Genomic DNA, 20,662 nt, shown 5'->3' with positions numbered 1-20,662 from the left:
CCATGGGCTTCCCGCTGCTCAGCTTCATCATATTCACACCCGTCGCCGGGGCCGCGGTTCTGATCTTCCTGCGCGGTGACGATGCGGCGCGGTGGACTGCGCTTTCTTTCAGCGTCCTCGACCTTGCTCTCTGCATCGCCATGCTGGTCGGCTTCGACGCCAAGACCCATGCCATGCAGTTCACCGAGACGCGCCCGTGGGTGCCCGCGCTCGGGATCAATTATGCGCTCGGCATCGACGGAATCAGCGCGCTCTTCGTGTTCCTGACCGCACTGTTGGGGTCGATCTGCGTGCTCGCCTCCTGGGTCGCGATCGACCGCAAGGTGAAGGAATTCATGAACTGCCTGCTCTCCATGCAGGCGCTGATGCTCGGGGTCTTCTGCGCGCTCGATCTGTTCCTCTTCTACGTCTTTTGGGAGGCGATGCTGATCCCGATGTACCTCATCATCGGCGTCTGGGGCGGCGAGGGTCGGGTCTATGCGGCAATCAAGTTTTTCCTCTACACGCTGGCGGGTAGCCTCCTGTTCCTGATCGGTGTCATCGTGCTCTATTTCTACGGTGGCAGGACCTTCGATATCCTCGCTTTGACGGAACAGGATTTGCCGTTCCGGATCCAGTCCTGGCTGTTCTTCGCCTTCCTTATCGCTTTTGCGGTCAAGGTGCCGATGGTGCCGCTCCATACCTGGCTGCCGGACGCCCATGTGCAGGCGCCGACGGCGGGCAGCATTATCCTCGCCGGCGTGCTCCTGAAGATGGGCGCCTACGGATTCCTGCGGTTCTCGCTGCCGATGCTGCCGGACGCATCCATGTATTATTCGCCGCTGATGCTGGCGCTTTCGGTGCTTGCGATTGTCTATGGCGGGTTGCTCGCGCTGGCGCAGGACGATCTGAAGAAACTGGTGGCCTATTCTAGCATCAGCCACATGGGCTTCGTGACGCTGGGGATTTTTGCACTGAATCTCCGGGGGCTCGAGGGCGGTATCCTGCAGATGTTCAATCATGGCGTGACGACAGGCGCCCTATTCCTGTTCGTCGGGCTGATTTACGAGCGGACCCATACCCGCAGCATCGCCGACTACGGCGGGTTGATGAAGGTCGCGCCGGTCTACACCACGTTTCTGGCACTGTTTACCCTGTCGTCGATGGCGCTGCCGGGAACGAATTCGTTCGTGGGCGAGTTGCTGGTGCTGTCAGGCGGGTTTGCGGCCAACCTGGTCGCCGGCTCGGCCGCCGTTTTGGGCGCATTGCTCGGGGCCGCCTATCTGCTCGGCATGTATGGGAAAGTCGCGCTCGGCCCGGCCAGCGTCGGCGCCCGGTTGAAGATACGCGACGTGAACGCCCGTGAGATGGCTGCGATTCTGCCGCTGGCCGTCTTCGTGCTCTGGGTCGGGCTCTATCCGAAACCCTTCCTCAACGTCATCGATGCCTCGGTGAAGCATCTGCTGACACACGTGCACAGTAGGGGGAGCGGCCAATGACCGCCGCCATGCTTTTCCAGTCGGCCCTAGCGAGCCTGCCCGAAATCGTGGTGATCACCGGAGCCTGCATGCTGCTGATCCTGGGACAGTTTGTGCGAAGGGGACAGGAACATTTCCTTGTCTGGGCGTCGCTCGCGATCGTGTTGATTGCCGCTTTGGCGACACTCATGCTGGCGAGCGAGGTACGCCCGGCCTACACGGGCATGTTCGTCGCCGACCGCTTCGCGGTCTTCTTCAAGTTCGTTTTCTACCTAGCCACCGTTCTGACATTCCTCCTTTCGCGAAAATATGCCGATATCGAAGGGATCGCGAGCAGCGAATACTATGTCCTGCTGCTCTTTGCGCTTTCGGGCATGATGATCATGGCCTCGGCGACCGATCTCCTGTCGATCTATGTTGGCCTCGAACTGATGGTGATTTGCACCTATGTGCTGACCGGCTTCCTGCGGCGTGAGCGGCGGTCGAACGAAGCAGCGCTGAAATATGTAATCCTTGGCGCGGTCTCGACCGGGATTTTCCTTTACGGCGTTTCGCTGGTCTACGGGCTCACCGGCACAACGCAATTGGACGGGATGGCTGCGGCCGTGACCGCCGGTCCGCTCGATCCAGGATTGTTGCTGGCGGTGGTCTTCATCGTCGCGGGGCTGGTCTTCAAGGTCGGCGCGGTTCCCTTCCACATGTGGCTGCCGGACGTCTATGAAGGCGCGCCGACAACGATCACCGCCTTCATGTCGGTTGGCCCCAAGGCGGCGGGATTCGCGGTGATCCTGCGGGTGTTCCTCAACCCTCTGGTCGCAGCCTCGGACGTCTGGATCATCGTCGCCGTCATTGCGGTGGTGACGATGGCGCTCGGCAGCTTCGTGGCGCTGGTGCAGGATAATTTCAAGCGTCTCCTGGCCTATTCCAGCATCGCCCATGCCGGCTTCGCCATTTTCGGCGTGGCCGCTGGCGGCGCCGATGGGATCGCCAGCGTGATGCTCTATCTGCTGATCTACGCCTTCATGAATCTCGGCATTTTCGGCGCCGTCATCATGATGCGGAGTGGCGATTTCTCGGGCGAGGTCATCGAAGACTATGCGGGTTTCGCCAAGTCACATCCGGGGCTGGCGCTTCTGATGCTGCTCTATCTCTTTTCGCTGGCCGGCATTCCGCCGACCGCCGGGTTCTTCGCCAAGTTTTACGTGCTGGTCGCCCTCGTCGAGCATGGTTTCGTCATGCTGGCGGTCATCGCAGTGCTGTTCAGCGCAGTCGCCGCCTATTTCTACATCCGCATCGTCATGGTGATCTATATGCACGAGCCGAAGAGGGCGTTCGCCCCGGCGCTGACGCCTCTGGTGGGCGCGACACTCGCCGTCACCGCTGCCGGCACCATCGGCATCGGCCTATTTCCGTCGTGGTTTCTGAAGCTTGCCCAAGATTCGGTTTTTGGCGGGTGAGCGATTGGATTTGCAATGATCACACCGACGGAATAAACTTGAAGGCGGAGGAAGGATTGCCCAAGTCGCCCCGCGGCGTGACCGATCTACCGGTTCGCGATGAGGTCGGTGGGCAACCGGTGCAGTGATATGACTGCAATGGAATTCTTGCCGGTTCTTTTCATGATCGCCGGAGTCGTTCTGGTGGCGGGGGTGACGTTGTTCGTTTCCTCGCTGCTGCGCCCATCCAATCCCTATCCCGCCAAGAACATGCCTTATGAATGCGGCATGGACGCCGCGGGCGAGGCGGCGGCGGGCCGCTTCAGGGTGCCGTTCTTTATTCTCGCGATCCTGCTGGTCGTTTTCGATGTCGAAGCGATGTTCCTCTTTCCCTGGGCCGTCGTCCTGAAAGAGATCGGGCTGGTCGGCTATATCGAGATGATCGTCTTCATATTGCTGCTTCTCGTAGGCTTCGCCTACGCCTGGCTGAAAGGAGCGCTGGAATGGGAGGCGTAAACAACGCGATCCGCGACAGCGTGCTGTTCACCACGGCCGACAGCATTATCAGTTGGAGCCGGAGATCGGCGCTATGGCCGGAGACCTTCGGCATCGCCTGCTGCGCCATCGAGATGATCTCCGCCGGTTGCGCCCGCTACGATCTCGACCGGTTCGGCGTGGTGTTCCGCCCTTCGCCGAGACAATCCGACGTCATGATCATTGCCGGCACGGTGACCCGGAAATTCGCGCCCGTCGTGCGGCGACTCTATGACCAGATGCCGGAACCGCGCTGGGTGATCGCCATGGGCACCTGCGCTATTTCGGGCGGGGTCTACAATACCTATGCCGTGGTGCAGGGATCGGAAACCTTCGTACCCGTCGATGTGCATGTGCCTGGCTGTCCCCCCCGGCCCGAGGCGCTGATGCACGGCTTTCTCATGCTTCAAGAAAAGATCAAGAGGTCGCGGGCGCTCGCCGGCACACCTCTGGATCGGGTTATAGCGTCATGAGTGTGGAGCCGTCCCTCAATCGCGCCCCGATCATGGAGCGCTTCGGAGAAACAATCGAGGACCTCGGCACTGCGCACGGTATCGACGTCTTTGCCGTCCCGCCCGAGAGGATCGTTGAGTTCTGCCGGTTCCTGAAAGAGCATCCGGCGCTGCAGTTCAATTTCCTTTCGGACATTTGCGGCGTCGATCATTATCCCGAAACGCCGCGGTTCGAGGCGGTCTACCATCTTTATTCGCTGCCCAACAGGTGGCGGGTCCGCATCAAGTGCCGACTTGGCGATCCTCCTGAAGTGCCTTCGGTCACGGGAGTCTGGCGTACCGCCAACTGGAATGAGCGTGAGGCCTGGGACATGTATGGTATCCGGTTCGAGGGACATCCCGATCTGCGCCGGATCTACATGTGGGAAGGCTTCGAGGGCTTCCCACAGCGCAAGGATTTCCCCCTCAGGGGCTATAAGGACAAGTTGAACCCCTTCGGTGCCGAGGGTCCGCCGCCAACGCAGCCCGACCTTGCCACCAGAGACATTCCGTAAGGGAGGCCGTTCTACGCCGGAACGTTGAGATGACTGAAGTCACCGAGCTCAGCAGGCCTGAGGGTGAAGCGCTCAATACCAGAGAAGTGCTTCTCAACCTCGGTCCGCAGCACCCCAGCACCCATGGGGTTCTTCGGCTCGTCCTCGAATTGGACGGCGAGTTCGTCGAGCGCGTCGATCCGCATATCGGCTATCTCCATCGCGGCACCGAAAAACTGGCGGAGAGCTTCACCTATACCCAGATTTTCCCGCTGACGGATCGGCTCGATTATCTCTGCCCGCCCTCGAACAACCTCGCCTTCGCACTCGCGGTGGAGAAACTCCTCGGCATAGAAGCGCCGATCCGGGCGCAATATATCCGCGTGATGATGGCCGAGCTGGCACGGATCTCCGGTCACCTCCTGATCACCGGCGCGCTGCCGATGGACCTCGGCGCCATGACCGCGCTGCTTTACGTCATGCGCGAGCGCGAAATGATCATGGATCTCCTGGAAATGATAACCGGTGCGCGCATGCACACGTCCTTCTGCCGGGTCGGCGGGGTGCGCGAAGACCTGCCTGACGGGTTCTTCGCCAAGATCCGGGAGTTTTGCGACATCTTCCCGAACCGGATCCGCGACTATGAGCGACTGCTCGAAGATAACCGGGTGTTTCTCAATCGCACGAAGGGGATCGGCGTGATCTCCGCAGAGGATGGCATCGATCTCGGTCTCAGCGGCCCGAACCTGCGTGCTTCCGGCGTCGACTGGGACATCCGCCGCGACGAGCCCTACGAGATCTATGACCGGCTCGCGTTCAACGTCATCACCCGTGACGAGGGTGATTGCTATGCACGCTGGCGATGCCGCGTCGATGAGATGCGCGAGAGCATAAGGATCATCGAACAATGCATCGACCAGATGCCTGAGGGGCCGTTCCAGATCGACATGCCGACAATCGCCTTCCCGCTGGACAAGGATCGGGTGCACTGCTCGATGGAGGCGCTGATCCAGCATTTCGACCTGTCGGCCTACGGCTTCAAGGTGCCGAGGGGCGAGGTCTATTCGGCAATCGAGGCGCCAAAGGGTGAGCTTGGCTTCTACATCATCAGCGACGGGTCGCCAAAACCGTTCCGCATGAAGGTGCGGGCCCCCTCGTTCGTCAATCTTCAGGCCCTCTTCGGGGTCACCAACGCCCGCTATCTGGCGGACATGATCGCCGTGCTCGGCAGCCTCGACCCTGTGATGGCGGAGGTGGACAAGTAGCAAGGATTTGAATGCGATGACCATGCGCGAAAAGATCGAAGAGGCGGCGGCGCGGTATCCCGACCAGCGCTCTGCGATCATGCCCGCGCTCCTGATCGCTCAGCAAGAACATGGCCATCTGCCTGGGCCGGTGTTGGAAGAGGTCGCCGACATTCTCGGAGTCGAGCGGATCTGGGTCTACGAGTTGGCGACCTTCTATACCCTCTTCCATACCGAACCGGTGGGGATGTTCCACCTGCAGCTCTGTAACAATGTTTCCTGCATGCTGTGCGGATCGGAGGACCTGCTAGACCATCTGGAAACAGTGCTGGGGATCAGGAAAGGCGGCACCACCCCGGACGGGCTGTTCACGCTTTCGACCGTCGAATGCCTCGGCGCCTGCGAGATGGCTCCGGTGATGCAAGTCGGCGACGATTACCACGCCCACCTCGATGTGACCCGGATAAACGCACTGCTGGACAGCCTGCGGGCGATAGCGGGAGCCGCGAGCGTCGAGCACATCTCTGCGCGGCTGCCGGGGGAGTAGCGCCATGTCCGAGCCGGTTCTTCTCAAAAATGTCGATGTGGCGGACGGTCATTTGGTGTCGACCTACGAGGCTGGAGGCGGCTATCAGGCGCTGGCGAAGGCGCTGCGCGAGTACACGCCTGACGAGGTTATCGACCTCGTCAAGCGGTCCAACCTGCGTGGTCGCGGCGGTGCCGGATTCCCGACGGGCATGAAATGGGGTTTCGTGCCGAAGCGCATGGGCAAGCCGACATATCTGTGCTGCAACGCCGATGAGGGCGAACCGGGCACGTTCAAGGACCGGATCATCATGGAGCGTGACCCGCATCAACTGATCGAGGGGCTGGCGGTAAGTGCCTACGCGATTGGGGCCGAAACCGCCTATGTCTACATTCGCGGAGAATATGTGAAGGCGATCCGTCGTCTGGAGCAAGCGATCGCCGAGGCCCACGCAAACGGCTATCTTGGAAAGCGCATTCTGGGCTCGGATTTCAATTTCGCGGTACACATCCACTGCGGCGCCGGCGCCTATATCTGCGGCGAGGAGACTGCGATGCTCGAGTCGCTCGAGGGCAAGCGGGCGCAGCCGCGATTGAAGCCACCATTTCCGGCCGTGGCCGGGCTCTATGCCAGCCCGACTGTGATCAACAATGTCGAGACGCTGGCTTGCGTGCCGCACATCGTTATGCGGGGGTCGGACTGGTTTCGGGGAATCGGCCCGGACAAGAGCCCCGGCCCGAAGCTCTACTGCCTCAGTGGGCAGGTGCGCAAACCCGGCCTCTACGAGTTGCCGATGGGCATACCATTGCGCGAACTGGTCGAGGAACATGCCGGCGGGGCCTTGCCGGGACGCAAGATCAAGGCAGTGATCCCGGGCGGGGTCTCTGCGCCGGTCATCCCTGAGCCCGGGCTGGACGTGAGGATGGATTTCGACTCGCTGGCTGCCGCCGGCTCGATGCTCGGTTCCGCTGGCGTTATCGTGATCGACGATAGCACCTGCATGGTCAAGGTCGCCACCAGGATCGTCGAGTTCTTCCACCATGAGTCCTGCGGCAAGTGCACGCCCTGCCGGGAAGGATTGAACTGGGTCGTGAAGGTCCTGCGCCGGGTTGAAGGCGGGGATGGCGCACCCGGCGATCTGGAGCAGCTGGAGATGCTCTGCAAAGGCATTTTCGGCAACACGTTTTGTGCCTTGGGTGACGGTGCAGCGATGGGATTGCGGGCAGCACTCAAGCATTTCAGAGATGAATTCGTCATCCATGTCGAGGAGCGGAGGTGCCCGTTTCACTGAAGGAGTGTGCTGGATCAGGGTTGTGAGGAAACCATGCTTAAAGTCACGATCGATGGACAAACGCTGGAAGTTGAGACTGGCTCGACAGTGTTGCAGGTCGCCCGGCGTTTGGGCATCGATATCCCGACCTTTTGCTATCTGAAGCGTCTGCCGCCGTTGGCCTCCTGCCGCATGTGTCTGGTGGAGATCGAGGGCCTGCGGCGGCTGCAGCCGTCCTGCGCTACTGCGGTCACCGATGGCATGGTCGTGCGGACGAATACGCCTCTGATCGAGGAAACGCGCTCTTCCATGCTCGACATGCTGCTCGCCAACCACCCCCTCGACTGCCCGATCTGCGACAAGGGCGGCGAATGCGAGCTTCAGAACATGGTCATGGCCTATGGGCCCCGCGAAAGCCAGTTCCGCGATGACAAACGTGTGTTCCACTCCGAGGACATTCGCCTGAGCCCGGTTATCATCATGAACGTCAACCGCTGCATCCAGTGCCAGCGCTGCGTCCGGATGTGCGAGGAGGTCGTCGGCGCGGTGGCGCTGGGTACCGTCGAAAAAGGCATGGATACCGCCGTCACCGGCTTCGAGGGCAGTCTGGCGAGTTGCGACCAGTGCGGCAATTGTGTCGAGGTCTGCCCGGTCGGCGCGCTGATGAGCTTCCCCTACCGCTACAAGGCGCGCCCCTGGGATCTCGTAGAGACCGACACGATCTGCCCGCATTGTGGCACCGGTTGCCAGTTGACAGTGGGCACGCGCAAGGGCGAGTTCATGCGGGTGCGCTCGAAGTGGGACGAAGGTGTCAACCACGAAACTCTCTGCGTGCGAGGACGCTTCGGCCTCGATTTCGTTGCAAGCCGGGACCGGATCAAGCAGCCAATGATCCGACAGGATGGCGCCTTGGTTCCGGTTTCCTGGGACGAAGCGGGAGATTATCTCCGCCGGCGATTGTTGGCTGTCGAGAGCAAGGATGCCGGCGGGCTGGCCTCGCCTCGCCTGCCCAACGAGGTGCTCTATCAGTTCCAAAAGCTGATGCGGACAGTATTCCGGACCAACAACATTGATTGTTCGTCACGCTGGGCCGCGCCCTTCGATACGCTCGGCCCGCTATTGGGAACTTTCTACAGCCGCACCCCGCTGGACGACGTAATCGGCAACGACTGCGTGCTCGTCGTCGGCGGCAACGTGACCGAGGAGAATCCCGTCACCGAATACCTGCTGCGAGACGCCGCGCGGCGGCGCCAGGCCGGATTGCTGATGCTTTCGGCGCGGCCCTCGCGTCTGGACGCCGATGCCAGGGTGGTGGTTCGCGTGCCGCCGGGCGGAGAAGAGGCGAGCCTTGCGGCGGTGGTAACCGCGCTCATGGCGGCGGCCGGTCAGACCTTGCCGGGCGACGCATTTGCGGAAATCGGCGCGACGATCGGCGGGCCGGCAGCGGGCACCGGCAGCGACGGGCCGGATCGTCTGGCCACCGCGCTCAAGGAAGGCCGTAGCGTCACCGTGCTTGTCAGCGTCGAGCTCCTGAGACCACCCGAAGCGCGCGCGACGCTGCTGCAGCTCAACAACCTGCTGCAGGTTCTGCGCCTGCTCGGCAAGGGCCCGGCAATGCAGTTTCTCTTCGACCGTGCCAACCAGATGGGCGCCTGGGACATGGGGGTCCTGCCGGCGGCTCTGCCGGGGCTGCGGGCGGTCGCCGATGACGCGGCGCGCACAGCTCTCGCGCGGGACTGGGGCGCCGAAATCCCAGCTGAACCCGGCGCGGATCTCGACGCCATTCTGGAGCTCTGCGTCGGCGGGCGGATGGGCGCACTCTATATCGTCGGAACCGACCCCCTGGTCGCTTATCCCGACAGGGATTTCGTAACGCGGGCGCTTGTCGCCGCCGATCTCCTGATTGTGCAGGACGCGTTTCTCACGGATACGGCGGGCCTTGCCGAGGTCGTCCTGCCCGCGGCAGGTTATGGCGAGGAAACCGGCACGTTCACCAACAACGAGGGCCGGATCCAGAATGTTCGCAAATTCCGCGAACCCGCCTTCGAGGCGCGGAGCAATCTGGCGATCTTCGACTTCGTCGCGGCGCTTTGCAACCAGGCACTGCGGCCATCGACGCAAGGGGAAATTTTCGCCGAGATTGCCCGCCTGGTTCCAGCCTATCAGGGATTGACGCAGGGCGAACTTGGCGCCGGCGGCGCATTTACCAAGGCGGTGCCGACGCCACCTGTGACGAGGTTCTTTGCGCCGCCGTCCATTCCAGCAGCAGCCGACCGGCTCATGCTGATCACCGGCGACTGCCTGTTCCACAACGGGTATTTTTCCGAACGGTCGGACATGCTGAACACGGTCGCCAACGACCCCTATGTTGCGATGAGCGCGCAGGATACTGCGGAGCTTGGCCTTTCGGATGGCGATCAGGTAATCGTGCGTTCCGGCCGTGGCGAACTGACAGCGCAGCTCAAGGTCGACAGGCGGTTTCCCAAGGGCCTAGTCTTCGTTCCGGAAAACTATAGAGCCTTGCGTCTCAACAGCCTGCTGCGGCGGGGCGAATATCCATGCGCGGTGGAAGTCCAGAAGGCGCATGCCACTCCTGACCTCGACCACCCAGGCCGGATCTGGCGTGGGGTTTGAAGATTTGGGATCGGGGCGCCGCAAGGCTCCGCGGCAAGCTGCCCGCCCCGGCGTCATCACATCGAGTTGAAGGCGTCAGTGATACCTGGTCCCGCATATGTAATCCTGCAGCTCCTGCTCTGTACGCTGCGCTTCGTCGAGCCTGTGCTTAACCACATCTCCGATGCTGACCACGCCGACAACGTTGCCTCCATCCGTGACCAACACATGGCGCGTACGCCGCTGGGTCATGATCCCCATCGCAACGGGCAGCAAATCTTGTGTCGAACACATCGCCACATTGCGGTTCATGATGTCCGCGACCCGCATCGCCGCCGCCTTGGCCCCGTATTCGGCCATCGCATTGCAGCAATCCCGCTCCGACAGTGTACCGAGGTATTTGCTGTTCGAGCGGCTCACGACGACGAAGCCGATATTATTGTCTCGAAACAACCTCAATACCTCCACCATCGTCTGATCGGGAGCGACTGCGATGACACCGGCACCCTTGTTCTTCATGATTTCACCGACAAACATCTGAGCCTCCTGTTCGAGCGCTTCGGTTTGATGGCTGGTGTGCGTTCATGTTCGCCGGATATTCCGCCACCAGTTATAGCCCTGCGTCTCTTTCGTCTGCACAAGTACGTCCTCCTTCGTATTCAGGCGCGCGGCAACGACGCCGCCGCCGGTTGCCGCCTTACCCGGCTTGACGAGCAGATCATCGCGCCCGATCACCAGGTCAGCGGAGGAAAAACTGGAAAATTCGTATTGTTGCCCAAGGGCGATTGCATCCGCCGGGCAGGCGTCCTCGCACAACCCGCAGAACAGGCAGCGTGCTGTGTCGATTTCAAATTTCGCCGGGTGCCGGTTGCCCTTCTCGTCCTCGTACGGGACGACTTCGATGCAGTCGCAGGGACAGATCCGCGCGCAGAGTTCGCAGGCCACGCACTTGATCTCGCCCTCCTCATCACGCTTCAGAAAGTGATGCCCTCGGTAACGCGAGTAGGGCAACCATTTTTCGTTGTCCGGATACTGCATGGTGACGGATTTGGCGAACAGATATCCGAAGGTCAGAGCCAAGGCATTCGCCAGATCGGCGAAGAACGCCCAGCCAATCCATGTTCCAACTCTGTCCTGCGCGCGCGACATCGCCGCCTCGCTATGGGGCCGTCACGGCCCCTAAAAGTACGCCAGTTATAATTATGTTCGCCATCGACAGAGGAAGCAAGACTTTCCATCCGATCGCCATCAACTGATCGTAGCGGTAGCGGGGGAAAGTGAAGCGGAACCAGATGAACACATAGACGAAGAACGCGACCTTGAGAGCAAACCACAGGAGTGGTGGCAAGGGAATCAGAACTCCGTTCCAGCCGCCGAAGAACAGAACCACCACCAGGGTCGACACAAGCAATACGATGGCATATTCGCTGACCATAAAGAAGGCAAAGCGGATACCGCTGTATTCGGTATGGAATCCGGCCCCTAGATCGCCTTCCGCTTCCGCCAGATCGAAGGGGATGCGTTGCGCTTCGGCCAATCCGGCGACGAAGAACACGAAGAATCCGACCGGTTGGTAGACGATGTTCCAGACATTGGCCTGCGCCCGCACGATCTCGAGAAGGCTCATGGATTGCGCCAGCATGACCACGCCGATGACCGCGAAACCCATCGGGATTTCGTAGCTGATCATCTGCGCGCACGTTCTGAGGCTGCCCAGGACAGCGTATTTGCTGTTGGAGGCCCAGCCGCCGAAGATGACGCCATAAACCTCGATCCCGATCACCGAGAAAACGAAAAGGAGCGCCACATTCATGTTGGAGGCGTAGAGCGTGATCCCGTGGCCGAGGACCGAGACAGTTTCGCCGAAGGGGATGGCGACGAACACCACAAAGGGCGGGGCGAGTGCCAGGATTGGCGCCAGTTTGAACAGGAACCGGTCGGCCTCGGCCGGAATGTGATCCTCTTTCGTCAGGAGTTTGATTCCGTCCGCCACCGGCTGCAACAGCCCGTGCCATCCCACGCGCATCGGCCCCATCCGCTGCTGCATGTGCCCGGCGACCTTGCGTTCCAGCCAGGTGAGCGGCAAGGGTAGCAACAGCAGGATCGCAATCAGGAACGCGACCTTCAAGACGATCAGGCCAAGGGCGACGATAAGTTCCATGATCCGGACTACTTATTCATCGGGTTGAAGCGCGCGACCGGGCTTTGGCTCCGGCTCTACAATGAGCACTGCGCACACTTGTCAAACTACATGGTACAACGGCAACGCACCTCATACAATGCCGTCGCCGTTATGCCGCAGCTCGCTGCCGATAGCCTCCAATTGGATCCGCCGGCATTGAATGCTAGCGGCTGGGTGATCAGCATGAAAAGGGCGACCTGATACAACCGGCAGGGTTGGTCCGGTTTAGGAAATCGGGCGAAAGGGCTAAACAAATATACTTTGGCATAATAGCGAGGGTGCTCCAGGCAGAGTTAATGTGGCAACGGCCCTAAAAGAAACGCCCTCCCATCACGGGCCGACTTGCCGCGCCGGCGTTTTGCTTGACCGCGAGACCTTCACCCTGCCGGCGCGGCGCCTCTTACAGCATGAAACCGCATTTTCCGAGCTTTGCTCCTGGCGGAACTACCTTGACAACATGCACTGGAACTTTCGGAGGAGGAGGATCAGCAGAGATGCGACCGCCGCAATAATCCGAAGCATAGGCTCGTTGACATGAGAGGAAAGTCGGTGAAGCTTGATTGGATCTGCGATGCCTGCACCTCAGATGGTATGCGGGCAGCATCGAAGCGAGCGGTGTGCCATGGACGACACGGTCAAAGATGCGCAGGAGACCAGGAAGAACATGTTCGGACGGAAGCGCGCTCTCGCTTCCATCGGCCAGCAGACTTCGACTGACCTTCGGTACCACGAGCCACAATCCTCCTGGAGTGACGGCGATCGCATTTTTACACGAGAGCTGATCCGGAGCGGCAACGGCGCATCAAAAGCCGTTCTGAGGGTGCAGCTTGCAGCCGAACATCCCAGTCGAACCAGCCTCGATAGACTGGCCCACGAATATCGCCTGAAAGACAAACTCGACCGGGAGTGGGCAGCCAAACCGCTGGATTTCACAACGGAAAATGGTCGTATGGTGCTCGTCCTCGAAGATTGCGGCGGCGTGCCCCTCCCGCAGTTGATGGCACGGCACAGCCATGGCATGGCCGGCGAACTCACTGTCTTTCTGCGTCTTGCCAAGGGCATTGCGGCTGCAGTCGGCAAGGCTCACGGATGCGGCCTCATTCACAGGGACATCAAGCCGGCGAATATACTGGCGGACGAGGCGGAAGGGCGGGTCCGTCTCACGGGCTTCGGAGTGGCGTCGCATCTTTCTCGTGAGCGCCAGGTCGCCGAGCCCCCTGAGGTCATTGCTGGCAGCCTCGCATATATGGCGCCCGAACAGACCGGTCGCATGAACCGATCGGTGGACTCGCGTAGTGACCTCTACGCCGTCGGCATCACGCTCTACGAAATGATCACAGGCCAGTTGCCGTTCACTGCTTCGGAGCCGATGGAATGGGTGCACTGCCACGTTGCCAAGCGACCGGTGCCGCCGTCCGAGCGTGCAAGAGAGCTACCAGGGGTTATCTCGGCAATCGTGATGAAGCTGCTCGCCAAGAACGCAGAGGAACGCTACCAGACGGCCGCGGGGCTAGAGGCGGATCTGCGACGTGCCCTCGTCGAGAGCGAGAAGTATGGGCGGATCGCAGAATTTCCGCTCGGGACACGCGATGTGCCGGACAGACTGGTGATTCCCGAGCGGCCCTACGGTCGCGAACGCGAGATCGCCGCACTAATCTCCGCATTCGACCGGGTCGTCGCGGGCGCTGGGCCGACGCTGGTGCTGGTTTCGGGTCATGCCGGCGTGGGCAAATCCATGGTCGTGAATGAGCTCCACCGCGCGCTCGTACCGCCGCGTGGGCTGTTTGCCTCCGGCAAATTCGACCAGAACCAGCGTCACATTCCTTATGCGAGCGTAGCGCAGGCCCTGCAAGGCCTCGTCCGAGTGCTGCTGGGCAAGAGTGAAGCCGAACTCGCGCCCTGGCGCGCTGCTTTAACCGAAGAACTGGGCGCGAGCGGTCGGCTGCTGGTAACGCTTATTCCGGAACTTGAATCTCTCATCGGCCGGCTTCCGGCGGTTGCGGATCTGCCGCCTCAGGATGCCAAACGCCGCTTCCATTTGAACATCAGGCGCCTGCTGGGAGTATTTGCCACGGCAGAACATCCGCTTACGCTGTTTCTGGACGATCTCCAATGGTTGGACGCAGCAACACTCGATCTGCTTGAAGATTTGTGCACCCAGCAGGATATGCGTCACCTGCTGCTCATTGGCGCCTATCGTGACAACGAAGTATCGTCCACCCATCCGCTGATCCGCCGGCTGACAGCGATCCGGGAGGCCGGTGGTCAAGTGCATGAAATCGTACTGACACCGCTTAGGCTGGAAGATCTGACCCGGATGCTGGCAGACGCTCTTCATTGCGGAAGCAAGCGTGCCGAGCCGCTTGCGCGGCTAGTGCACAAGAAGAGCGGAGGCAATCCTTTCTTCGCGCTCCAGTTCCTGAGCACGCTGCCGGACGAAGGCCTGCTCGAATTCAATCGCGAACACACGCGCTGGGATTGGGATCTCGATCGCATACGAGCCAAAGGCTATACCGATAACGTCGTGGATCTTATGCTAAGCAAGCTGCGGCGCCTGCCCGATACCACGCAGGCTGCCCTGAACATGCTAGCGTGTCTCGGCAATCACGCGGCGGTTGATTGCCTGGCTCTGATCAGGAGCGAAAATCACGACGCGGTTCATGCAGCCTTTTGGGCCGCGGCGCGTGCCGGACTCGTGCTGCTTGAAGAGGGGTCATCTTACCGCTTCCTGCACGATCGCGTTCAGGAGGCCGCGTATGGGCTGATCCCTGAAGATGAGCGGGCGGCAGCGCATCTTTCCATTGGCCGCATCCTGCTGATGCATACGCCGCCGCAGGCACTCGAGCAGAATATTTTCGAGATTGTCGGCCAACTCAACTGCGGCGTCGCCCTCATCGCGCCGGGTGAAGAGCGTGAGCGTCTCGCGGACTTGAACCTGCTTGCCACTCGCCGCGCCAAGGCGTCGGCTGCATACGAATCGGCGCTGGCCTATGCCGGCACGGGTGCGGCTTACCTGCCGGATGATGCCTGGGAGCGCCGATACGAACTCGCTTTCGCCCTCGAACTCCACAGGGCCGAATGCGAATTCTTGACCGGGGCACCGGCGGAGGCGCAGGCCCGCCTCGCGGAATTGGCAAGCCGAGCCACCAGCCTCGCCGATCTGGCCCGCGTCACGCGCCTGCGCGTCGACCTTTACATGAGCCTGGGTCGGAGCGATCAGGCCATCATATTTGGCCTCGACTACCTGCACCGGGTCGGCATTTCGTGGTCGTCCCACCCGACCAGGAGCCAGGTGCGCCAGGAATACGCGCGGCTTTGGCGACAACTCGGGGGCCGCCCTATCGAAACGCTGCTTAACTCGCCCCCTATGTCGGACCCGGTCGCGCTCGCGACCATGGACGTTCTGACTTCACTTGTTACTCCGGCCCTGTTTACCAACGAGAATCTGCGCTGTCTCGTTATCGGGCGAATGGGCAACATCAGCCTCAAGCACGGCAACAGCGACACATCGCCTTATGCCTTCACTGCTGTGGGCACGGTGCTCGGGCCCTATTTTGGCAACTATGAAGCCGGTTTTCGCTTCGGCCTGCTCGGACTGGACCTGACGGAACAGCCTGGAATGGAACGCCTGAAGGCACGAGTCTACCTGGCCTTCGGTAACCTTGCGAAATCGTCATCGCGTCATGTCCGCATCGGCCGTGCGCTTGCGCAACGCGTATTCGAAACGGCACAGCAGGTCGGCGATCTCACCTACGCCGTCTTAAGCCGGAATAACCTTGTGACTTATCTTTTGGCTGCTGGCGAGCCCCTCTCGCAGGTTCAGCGCGATGCGGAAGCCGGCCTGGACTTCGCGCGTCAGGCCGGCTTCGGAGTCGCCGTCGGTTTCATCAGCGGGCAGCTCCAACTCATCCGAACGCTTCGCGGGCTGACGCCGATCTTCGGAAGCTTCAACGATGAAGGGTTCGACGAGCAGCAATTCGAACTTAAGACCGACGGCAAGCCGGGCAGTTGCCTGTACTGGATCCGCAAGCTACAGGCATGTGTATTTGCCGGGGATACCTCCACAGCACTTTCGGCAGCGGCGAAAGCAGAAAGCCTCCTCTGGATGACGCCCGCTATTTTCGAGCGGGCGGAATATCACTTCTACACCGGCCTTTCATTGGCCTCTGCTTTGCAAGGATCGACCACTGAAACAGCTCTTTATCGCAAGGCCATACGCGCTCACCGCCGGCAGCTCGACACTTGGGCCGCGCACAGCCCGGAGAATTTCGCAAGCCGCGCAACATTGCTTGGCGCAGAGATCGCCCGCTTGGGAAGCCGTGAGTTGCATGCCGAGCGCCTCTATGAACAGGCGATCCAGTTGGCGCGTGCGCATGCGCTCCCACACGACGAAGCGATCGCGTATGAGCGCGCTTCCGCCTTTTACCGGGCGCGCGGTTTCGATCAGATTGCTCGGCTCTATCTTCAAAACGCACGTCGGTGTTATCTCAGTTGGGGAGCCGACGGCAAGGTGCGGCAGCTCGAAGGAGCCTATCCCCAACTGCGGGATGGACAATCGGCACCGGCTGCAACAAGCACGATCGAAGCGCCGATCGAGCATCTCGACCTCGCCACCGTCATCAAGGTGTCGCAAGCAGTCTCCAGCGAAATCGTTGTCGAGAAGCTGATCGATACGGTGCTGCGAATGGCCGTCGAGCAGGCGGGAGCCGAACGTGGCCTTCTGATCCTGTCGCGTGGCGGCGAACCGCGGATTGCCGCTGAGGCGACGATCCGTGGCGAAGCGGTCCTCATAGAGTTGCGTAATGAGGCCATCACCGGCGTGATGCCGGAATCAGTTCTCAATTACGTTCTGCGTATGCGGGAAATCGTCAGCCTCGACGATGCGTCGGCTGAAAACGCCTTTGCGGCCGATCCCTATATCCGCCATCGCGCGGCCAGATCCATTCTCTGTTTGCCGCTGATCAATCACGCGAAGCTGATCGGTGCGCTGTATCTGGAAAACACTCTGGCGGGCCGTGTCTTCGCGCCGGGGCGCATTCCGGTGTTGAAGCTGATCGCCTCGCAAGCCGCCAGCACGCTCGAAATCACCGGACTTTACCGCGACCTCGCAGAACGTGAAGCGCGAATAGGCCGGCTTGTCGAAGCGAACATCATCGGAATTTTTATCCGGGATATCGAAGGTCGGATTATCGAGGCCAACGAGGCGTTCCTGCAAATGGTGGGCTACAGCCGTGACGAACTCTTGGCGGGTCAATTGCTGGATAAAGAGCTGACACCGCCGGAATGGCGCGAGCGTGACGATCAAGCCGCGACCGAGCTCAGAGTGACCGGCAGCGTCCGCCCCTTTGAAAAGGTGTACCAGCGAAAGGACGGCGGTCACGTACCCGTGATGATCGGTGAGGCAAGTTTCGAGGGGGCCGGGAGCCAGGCCGTGGCTTTCGTGCTCGACCTCTCCGAGAGCAAGAAAGCAGAGGAGAGACTGCGAGCAAGCGAAACTCGTTTTCGGACCTTCGTCGACCACGCCACCGATGCCTTTTTCCTCCATACCGACGATCTGACCGTCATAGACGTCAACCGCCAAGCCTGTGAAAGCCTCGGTTACAGCCGGGAGGAATTGATTGGCATGCACCCGCGCGACTTTGACGGAGCTATCGACGAAAAGGCGCTTGCGACATTGGTGGATCGCGTCGATGCAGGACAGCCAATGACTTTCGAAACGCTCCACCGGCGTAAGGACGGAACAACGTTTCCGGTTGAGGTTCGCGTCGGTAAATTCCGACAGGAAGAGCAATGGTTTCGTCTTTCGCTGGCGCGTGACATCACCGACCGCAGGCAGGCGGAGGATGCTATTCAGCTTGCGCGAGCAGAACTTGCCCATGTAAGCAGGCTGACCACTATGGGCGAACTTGTAGCCTCCATCGCCCACGAGGTCAGACAGCCGCTCACGGGGCTAGTCAGCAGCGGCAATGCCTGCCTTCGCTATCTCGACGCGGATCCCCGTGACATCGTCTCCGCCCGTCGCGCCATCGAGCGCATGATCAACGACGCTTTTCGCGCATCCGCGGTCATCGACCGGATTCGGGCAATGGCGAAGAAATCACCCGAGCGCAGGGACCGGCTGAATATCAACGACATCGTGTCCGAGACGATTGCGCTGGTGTCCACGGACCTCGAACGCAGTGCGGTGTCGCTTCGTACAAACCTCTCCGACGGCCTGCCCCTGGTCGTAGGGGACCAGGTGCAAATCCAGCAGGTGATCCTGAACCTTATCATGAACGCCAACGACGCGATGGCGGCGATGCCAAAGGGAGCGCGCGAACTCATCGTAAACACTGAAAAGGCAGCACCCAATACCGTTGTAGTGGCAGTCCGCGACAGCGGCCCTATTCTCGACCTGGCGAAGATCGGCGATATATTCGAGGCGTTCTACAGTACCAAACCCAAGGGTATGGGCATGGGCCTGACGATCAGTCGTTCGATCATAGAGGCTCACAAGGGCCAACTTTGGGCCACGCCAAACGCGCCGCACGGTGCCATTTTTCAGTTTACATTACCAACCGAGGAGAAATAATGGATCCATGTCCGGGGCGCCGCCTGACCGGCGCAAAATTTGGGGACATGGATGAAGGAGATTGTCTACATCATTGATGATGACGCATCTGTCCGCGAAGGCCTCGGCGATCTCCTGCGCTCGGTTGGACTTGAGGTACTGACATTCGCTTCCAGCCAGGAATTTTTGGATAGTAAGCGCCCTGACGTACCGGGCTGCATCATTCTCGATGTAAGGCTGCCGGGGAGGAGCGGCCTGGAATTTCAGAGCATGCTCACTTCCCTTGGAATTGAGCTTCCGGTCATTTTTATCAGTGCCCACAGCGACATTCCGATCTCTGTGCGGGCGATGAAAGCCGGCGCTATCGAATTCCTGACAAAGCCGCTGCGCGAGCAGGAATTGCTCGATGCCGCCTATGCCGGGATCGAGCGCGATTGCGCTCGCAGGCAGGAAGTCGCGCTCATTGCCGAGCTTCGGTCCCGCTATGATTCCTTGACCCCGCGCGAGCGCGAAATCATGAACCTGGTGGTCGCGGGCAGCGTCAACAAGCAAATCGCTGCTCAAGTGGGCCTGAGCGAGGTAACCGTCAAGGTTCATCGCGGCCACGTCATGCAGAAGATGCAGGCGAGATCTCTCGTTGACCTGGTCCGGATGGCGGACAGCCTCGGATTGACGACGAAGCCGGCGTGGGTCAGGTAGGCTCACATATCTAGACCAAAGTATCGGGCGCCTGCCACGGGTGGATAGCCGGGGTGCCAATTCGGCTGGTCGCTTATCTCATTCGGCAATACGTTCCGAAGCCCGTCGGCTCTATCCTCTTACCAGTTGAAAGAACATGCAGAGACAGGACGGATGTTATCGCGTCTCGTGCAAGAATCTGCGTCGGGTCCGCGCCTCCCCACCAATGGACGGACATCATCGATGTTGATGCAACGCGCGAGTAAACGGAAGACTAGGAAAGGTATCATTCATGCAAAACCAGAGATACGCCTTGCAGAAGAACCTCAACATCTACTGGACGGTAATCGATACGGTTTCAGACCGAAAAGCTCTCGTCAATGGCTTCGTTATGGACATGCTTACCGCCGATGAGGCCGAAGAATTGGTCAACACGCTGAACCGTGCAGAATCCCATGCCATCCTTGCGCCCGCCCAGAGGGAGCACCACGATCGAAGACGACAGTAACTCTCCGATCGCCATCTAGCCGACCGCTCGTCCTATAGACTGTGAGGAGAGGACGATTGAGGGCGCTGACTCTCTAAAGGTGCCTCGGATAATGGTAAGTTGCAAACAAAGCTAGCTGGCCTTGCAACCTGACGTGCCACTTTTGCCAGCGGCCGCACGCATCTGATGCAGGGTGCGGTCCATCTGGTGCTCTTCCTGGCCTAAGTCCTGCTGATTTTCCAGCAATGATGACCGGTGCGCGAGAGCGGACAGCAAAAGTGCTCTGCGCCTTGACGACCCATCATGTGCCCAAACGAGAAAAGTCCCGGCGGCTTGAGTGGCCTGGTTTTGTGAGCTTCATCAGGCCTTCGCCGACCACATTCATTGAGGTCTGCTGGAATCGCAAAGTCCGCCGGATTGGTGAGCAAATGTATTGCAGACGATTCGGCCCGCGGAATTCCTGGCCCGCAACGAGCTGAACGTGAGGGATCGGACTCCCGCGCCGTTTGCTGAACGCATGCCTTAACGTTTCGCCAGAAATGCAAAAAGCCCGCGCGAGGCGAGCTTCTGTGATGGGGGAATTAGGAAGTTTGGTTGCGGGGGCAGGATTTGAACCTGCGGCCTTCAGGTTATGAGCCTGACGAGCTACCGGGCTGCTCCACCCCGCGTTATTATTTTACAGCAGAAAGGGCCGCTTGCG

Annotated in this window: 15 protein-coding genes and 1 tRNA gene; 12 read left to right on the top strand and 4 right to left on the bottom strand. The window is 60.4% G+C overall.

The features are described 5' to 3' along the window. Positions 1-2 precede the first annotated feature (2 nt). From QWJ46_RS00080 to nuoG, 9 genes are all read left to right on the top strand, one after another. Positions 3-1,478 (top strand): NADH-quinone oxidoreductase subunit M, encoded by a 1,476-nt coding sequence (locus QWJ46_RS00080; protein ID WP_302748419.1) that lies wholly within the window; start codon positions 3-5, stop codon positions 1,476-1,478. Next, positions 1,475-2,914 (top strand): NADH-quinone oxidoreductase subunit N, encoded by a 1,440-nt coding sequence (locus QWJ46_RS00075; RefSeq protein WP_302748418.1) that lies wholly within the window; start codon positions 1,475-1,477, stop codon positions 2,912-2,914. Before QWJ46_RS00080 ends, QWJ46_RS00075 begins: the two co-directional genes overlap by 4 nt. Positions 2,915-3,043: 129 nt before the next feature. Next, entirely contained in the window at positions 3,044-3,409 is a 366-nt protein-coding gene (locus tag QWJ46_RS00070; RefSeq protein ID WP_184453550.1) for an NADH-quinone oxidoreductase subunit A, read from the top strand. Further along, complete coding sequence (locus tag QWJ46_RS00065) at positions 3,397-3,900, top strand: NADH-quinone oxidoreductase subunit B family protein (protein WP_184453547.1); 504 nt, start codon at positions 3,397-3,399, stop codon at positions 3,898-3,900. The genes QWJ46_RS00070 and QWJ46_RS00065 overlap by 13 nt, the downstream gene beginning before the upstream one ends. Further along, positions 3,897-4,433, top strand: a complete 537-nt coding sequence (locus QWJ46_RS00060) for an NADH-quinone oxidoreductase subunit C (RefSeq protein WP_302748415.1) — start codon at positions 3,897-3,899, stop codon at positions 4,431-4,433. Before QWJ46_RS00065 ends, QWJ46_RS00060 begins: the two co-directional genes overlap by 4 nt. Positions 4,434-4,462: 29 nt before the next feature. Beyond that, positions 4,463-5,677: an NADH dehydrogenase (quinone) subunit D gene (nuoD, locus tag QWJ46_RS00055; RefSeq protein WP_302748413.1), complete on the top strand. Its 1,215-nt coding sequence runs from the start codon at positions 4,463-4,465 to the stop codon at positions 5,675-5,677. A 16-nt stretch (positions 5,678-5,693) separates the two neighbouring features. Continuing rightward, positions 5,694-6,203: an NADH-quinone oxidoreductase subunit NuoE gene (nuoE, locus tag QWJ46_RS00050; protein WP_184453542.1), complete on the top strand. Its 510-nt coding sequence runs from the start codon at positions 5,694-5,696 to the stop codon at positions 6,201-6,203. 4 nt (positions 6,204-6,207) lie between these two features. Further along, a complete protein-coding gene (nuoF, locus tag QWJ46_RS00045) occupies positions 6,208-7,473 on the top strand; it encodes an NADH-quinone oxidoreductase subunit NuoF (RefSeq protein WP_302748411.1) in 1,266 nt (421 codons plus the stop codon). 33 nt (positions 7,474-7,506) lie between these two features. Further along, positions 7,507-10,086, top strand: coding sequence for an NADH-quinone oxidoreductase subunit NuoG (gene nuoG, locus QWJ46_RS00040; protein WP_302748410.1), 2,580 nt, complete (start codon positions 7,507-7,509; stop codon positions 10,084-10,086). Between the two features lie 75 nt (positions 10,087-10,161). Here the strand turns inward: nuoG and QWJ46_RS00035 are convergent, their stop codons facing one another. Genes QWJ46_RS00035 through nuoH form a run of 3 tightly spaced genes read right to left on the bottom strand, consistent with a single transcriptional unit; the run spans position 10,162 to position 12,226 of the window. Beyond that, entirely contained in the window at positions 10,162-10,602 is a 441-nt protein-coding gene (locus tag QWJ46_RS00035; RefSeq protein WP_184453535.1) for a CBS domain-containing protein, read from the bottom strand. Between the two features lie 45 nt (positions 10,603-10,647). Beyond that, on the bottom strand, positions 10,648-11,214 hold the full coding sequence (locus QWJ46_RS00030) for an NADH-quinone oxidoreductase subunit I (protein WP_302748408.1): 567 nt from the start codon (positions 11,212-11,214) through the stop codon (positions 10,648-10,650). 10 nt (positions 11,215-11,224) lie between these two features. Then, the gene (nuoH, locus tag QWJ46_RS00025; protein ID WP_302748406.1) at positions 11,225-12,226 is read right to left on the bottom strand and encodes an NADH-quinone oxidoreductase subunit NuoH; all 1,002 of its coding nucleotides are present in this window, start codon (positions 12,224-12,226) and stop codon (positions 11,225-11,227) included. Positions 12,227-12,869: 643 nt separating this feature from the next. Here nuoH and QWJ46_RS00020 point away from each other — a divergent pair. The 3 genes from QWJ46_RS00020 to QWJ46_RS00010 all read left to right on the top strand — a co-directional run bounded on the left by QWJ46_RS00020 (position 12,870) and on the right by QWJ46_RS00010 (position 19,983). Beyond that, complete coding sequence (locus QWJ46_RS00020) at positions 12,870-18,818, top strand: AAA family ATPase (protein ID WP_302748404.1); 5,949 nt, start codon at positions 12,870-12,872, stop codon at positions 18,816-18,818. A 51-nt stretch (positions 18,819-18,869) separates the two neighbouring features. Beyond that, on the top strand, positions 18,870-19,496 hold the full coding sequence (locus QWJ46_RS00015) for a response regulator transcription factor (protein WP_210633342.1): 627 nt from the start codon (positions 18,870-18,872) through the stop codon (positions 19,494-19,496). 271 nt (positions 19,497-19,767) lie between these two features. Continuing rightward, positions 19,768-19,983, top strand: a complete 216-nt coding sequence (locus tag QWJ46_RS00010) for a hypothetical protein (protein WP_184453526.1) — start codon at positions 19,768-19,770, stop codon at positions 19,981-19,983. A 570-nt stretch (positions 19,984-20,553) separates the two neighbouring features. Here the strand turns inward: QWJ46_RS00010 and QWJ46_RS00005 are convergent. Beyond that, positions 20,554-20,630, bottom strand: a tRNA-Met gene (locus QWJ46_RS00005). Positions 20,631-20,662 lie beyond the last annotated feature (32 nt).

This window comes from Rhizobium sp. CBN3 (genome assembly GCF_030518245.1).
Classification (GTDB): Bacteria; Pseudomonadota; Alphaproteobacteria; order Rhizobiales; family Rhizobiaceae; genus Rhizobium; species Rhizobium aethiopicum_A.
Note: the sequence above shows the minus strand (reverse complement) of the source record. Positions and strands in the feature narration are given on the sequence as shown.

Excerpts from the sequence above, each read along its gene's own strand:
- QWJ46_RS00060 (WP_302748415.1), top strand. The coding sequence starts at position 3,897 with ATGAGTGTGGAGCCGTCCCTCAATCGCGCCCCGATCATGGAGCGCTTC.
- QWJ46_RS00065 (WP_184453547.1), top strand. The coding sequence starts at position 3,397 with ATGGGAGGCGTAAACAACGCGATCCGCGACAGCGTGCTGTTCACCACG.
- nuoD (WP_302748413.1), top strand. The coding sequence starts at position 4,463 with ATGACTGAAGTCACCGAGCTCAGCAGGCCTGAGGGTGAAGCGCTCAAT.
- QWJ46_RS00070 (WP_184453550.1), top strand. The coding sequence starts at position 3,044 with ATGACTGCAATGGAATTCTTGCCGGTTCTTTTCATGATCGCCGGAGTC.
- QWJ46_RS00015 (WP_210633342.1), top strand. The coding sequence starts at position 18,870 with ATGAAGGAGATTGTCTACATCATTGATGATGACGCATCTGTCCGCGAA.
- QWJ46_RS00010 (WP_184453526.1), top strand. The coding sequence starts at position 19,768 with ATGCAAAACCAGAGATACGCCTTGCAGAAGAACCTCAACATCTACTGG.
- nuoG (WP_302748410.1), top strand. The coding sequence starts at position 7,507 with ATGCTTAAAGTCACGATCGATGGACAAACGCTGGAAGTTGAGACTGGC.
- nuoF (WP_302748411.1), top strand. The coding sequence starts at position 6,208 with ATGTCCGAGCCGGTTCTTCTCAAAAATGTCGATGTGGCGGACGGTCAT.
- QWJ46_RS00075 (WP_302748418.1), top strand. The coding sequence starts at position 1,475 with ATGACCGCCGCCATGCTTTTCCAGTCGGCCCTAGCGAGCCTGCCCGAA.
- QWJ46_RS00035 (WP_184453535.1), bottom strand. The coding sequence starts at position 10,602 with ATGTTTGTCGGTGAAATCATGAAGAACAAGGGTGCCGGTGTCATCGCA.
- QWJ46_RS00080 (WP_302748419.1), top strand. The coding sequence starts at position 3 with ATGGGCTTCCCGCTGCTCAGCTTCATCATATTCACACCCGTCGCCGGG.
- QWJ46_RS00020 (WP_302748404.1), top strand. The coding sequence starts at position 12,870 with ATGGACGACACGGTCAAAGATGCGCAGGAGACCAGGAAGAACATGTTC.
- nuoE (WP_184453542.1), top strand. The coding sequence starts at position 5,694 with ATGACCATGCGCGAAAAGATCGAAGAGGCGGCGGCGCGGTATCCCGAC.
- nuoH (WP_302748406.1), bottom strand. The coding sequence starts at position 12,226 with ATGGAACTTATCGTCGCCCTTGGCCTGATCGTCTTGAAGGTCGCGTTC.
- QWJ46_RS00030 (WP_302748408.1), bottom strand. The coding sequence starts at position 11,214 with ATGTCGCGCGCGCAGGACAGAGTTGGAACATGGATTGGCTGGGCGTTC.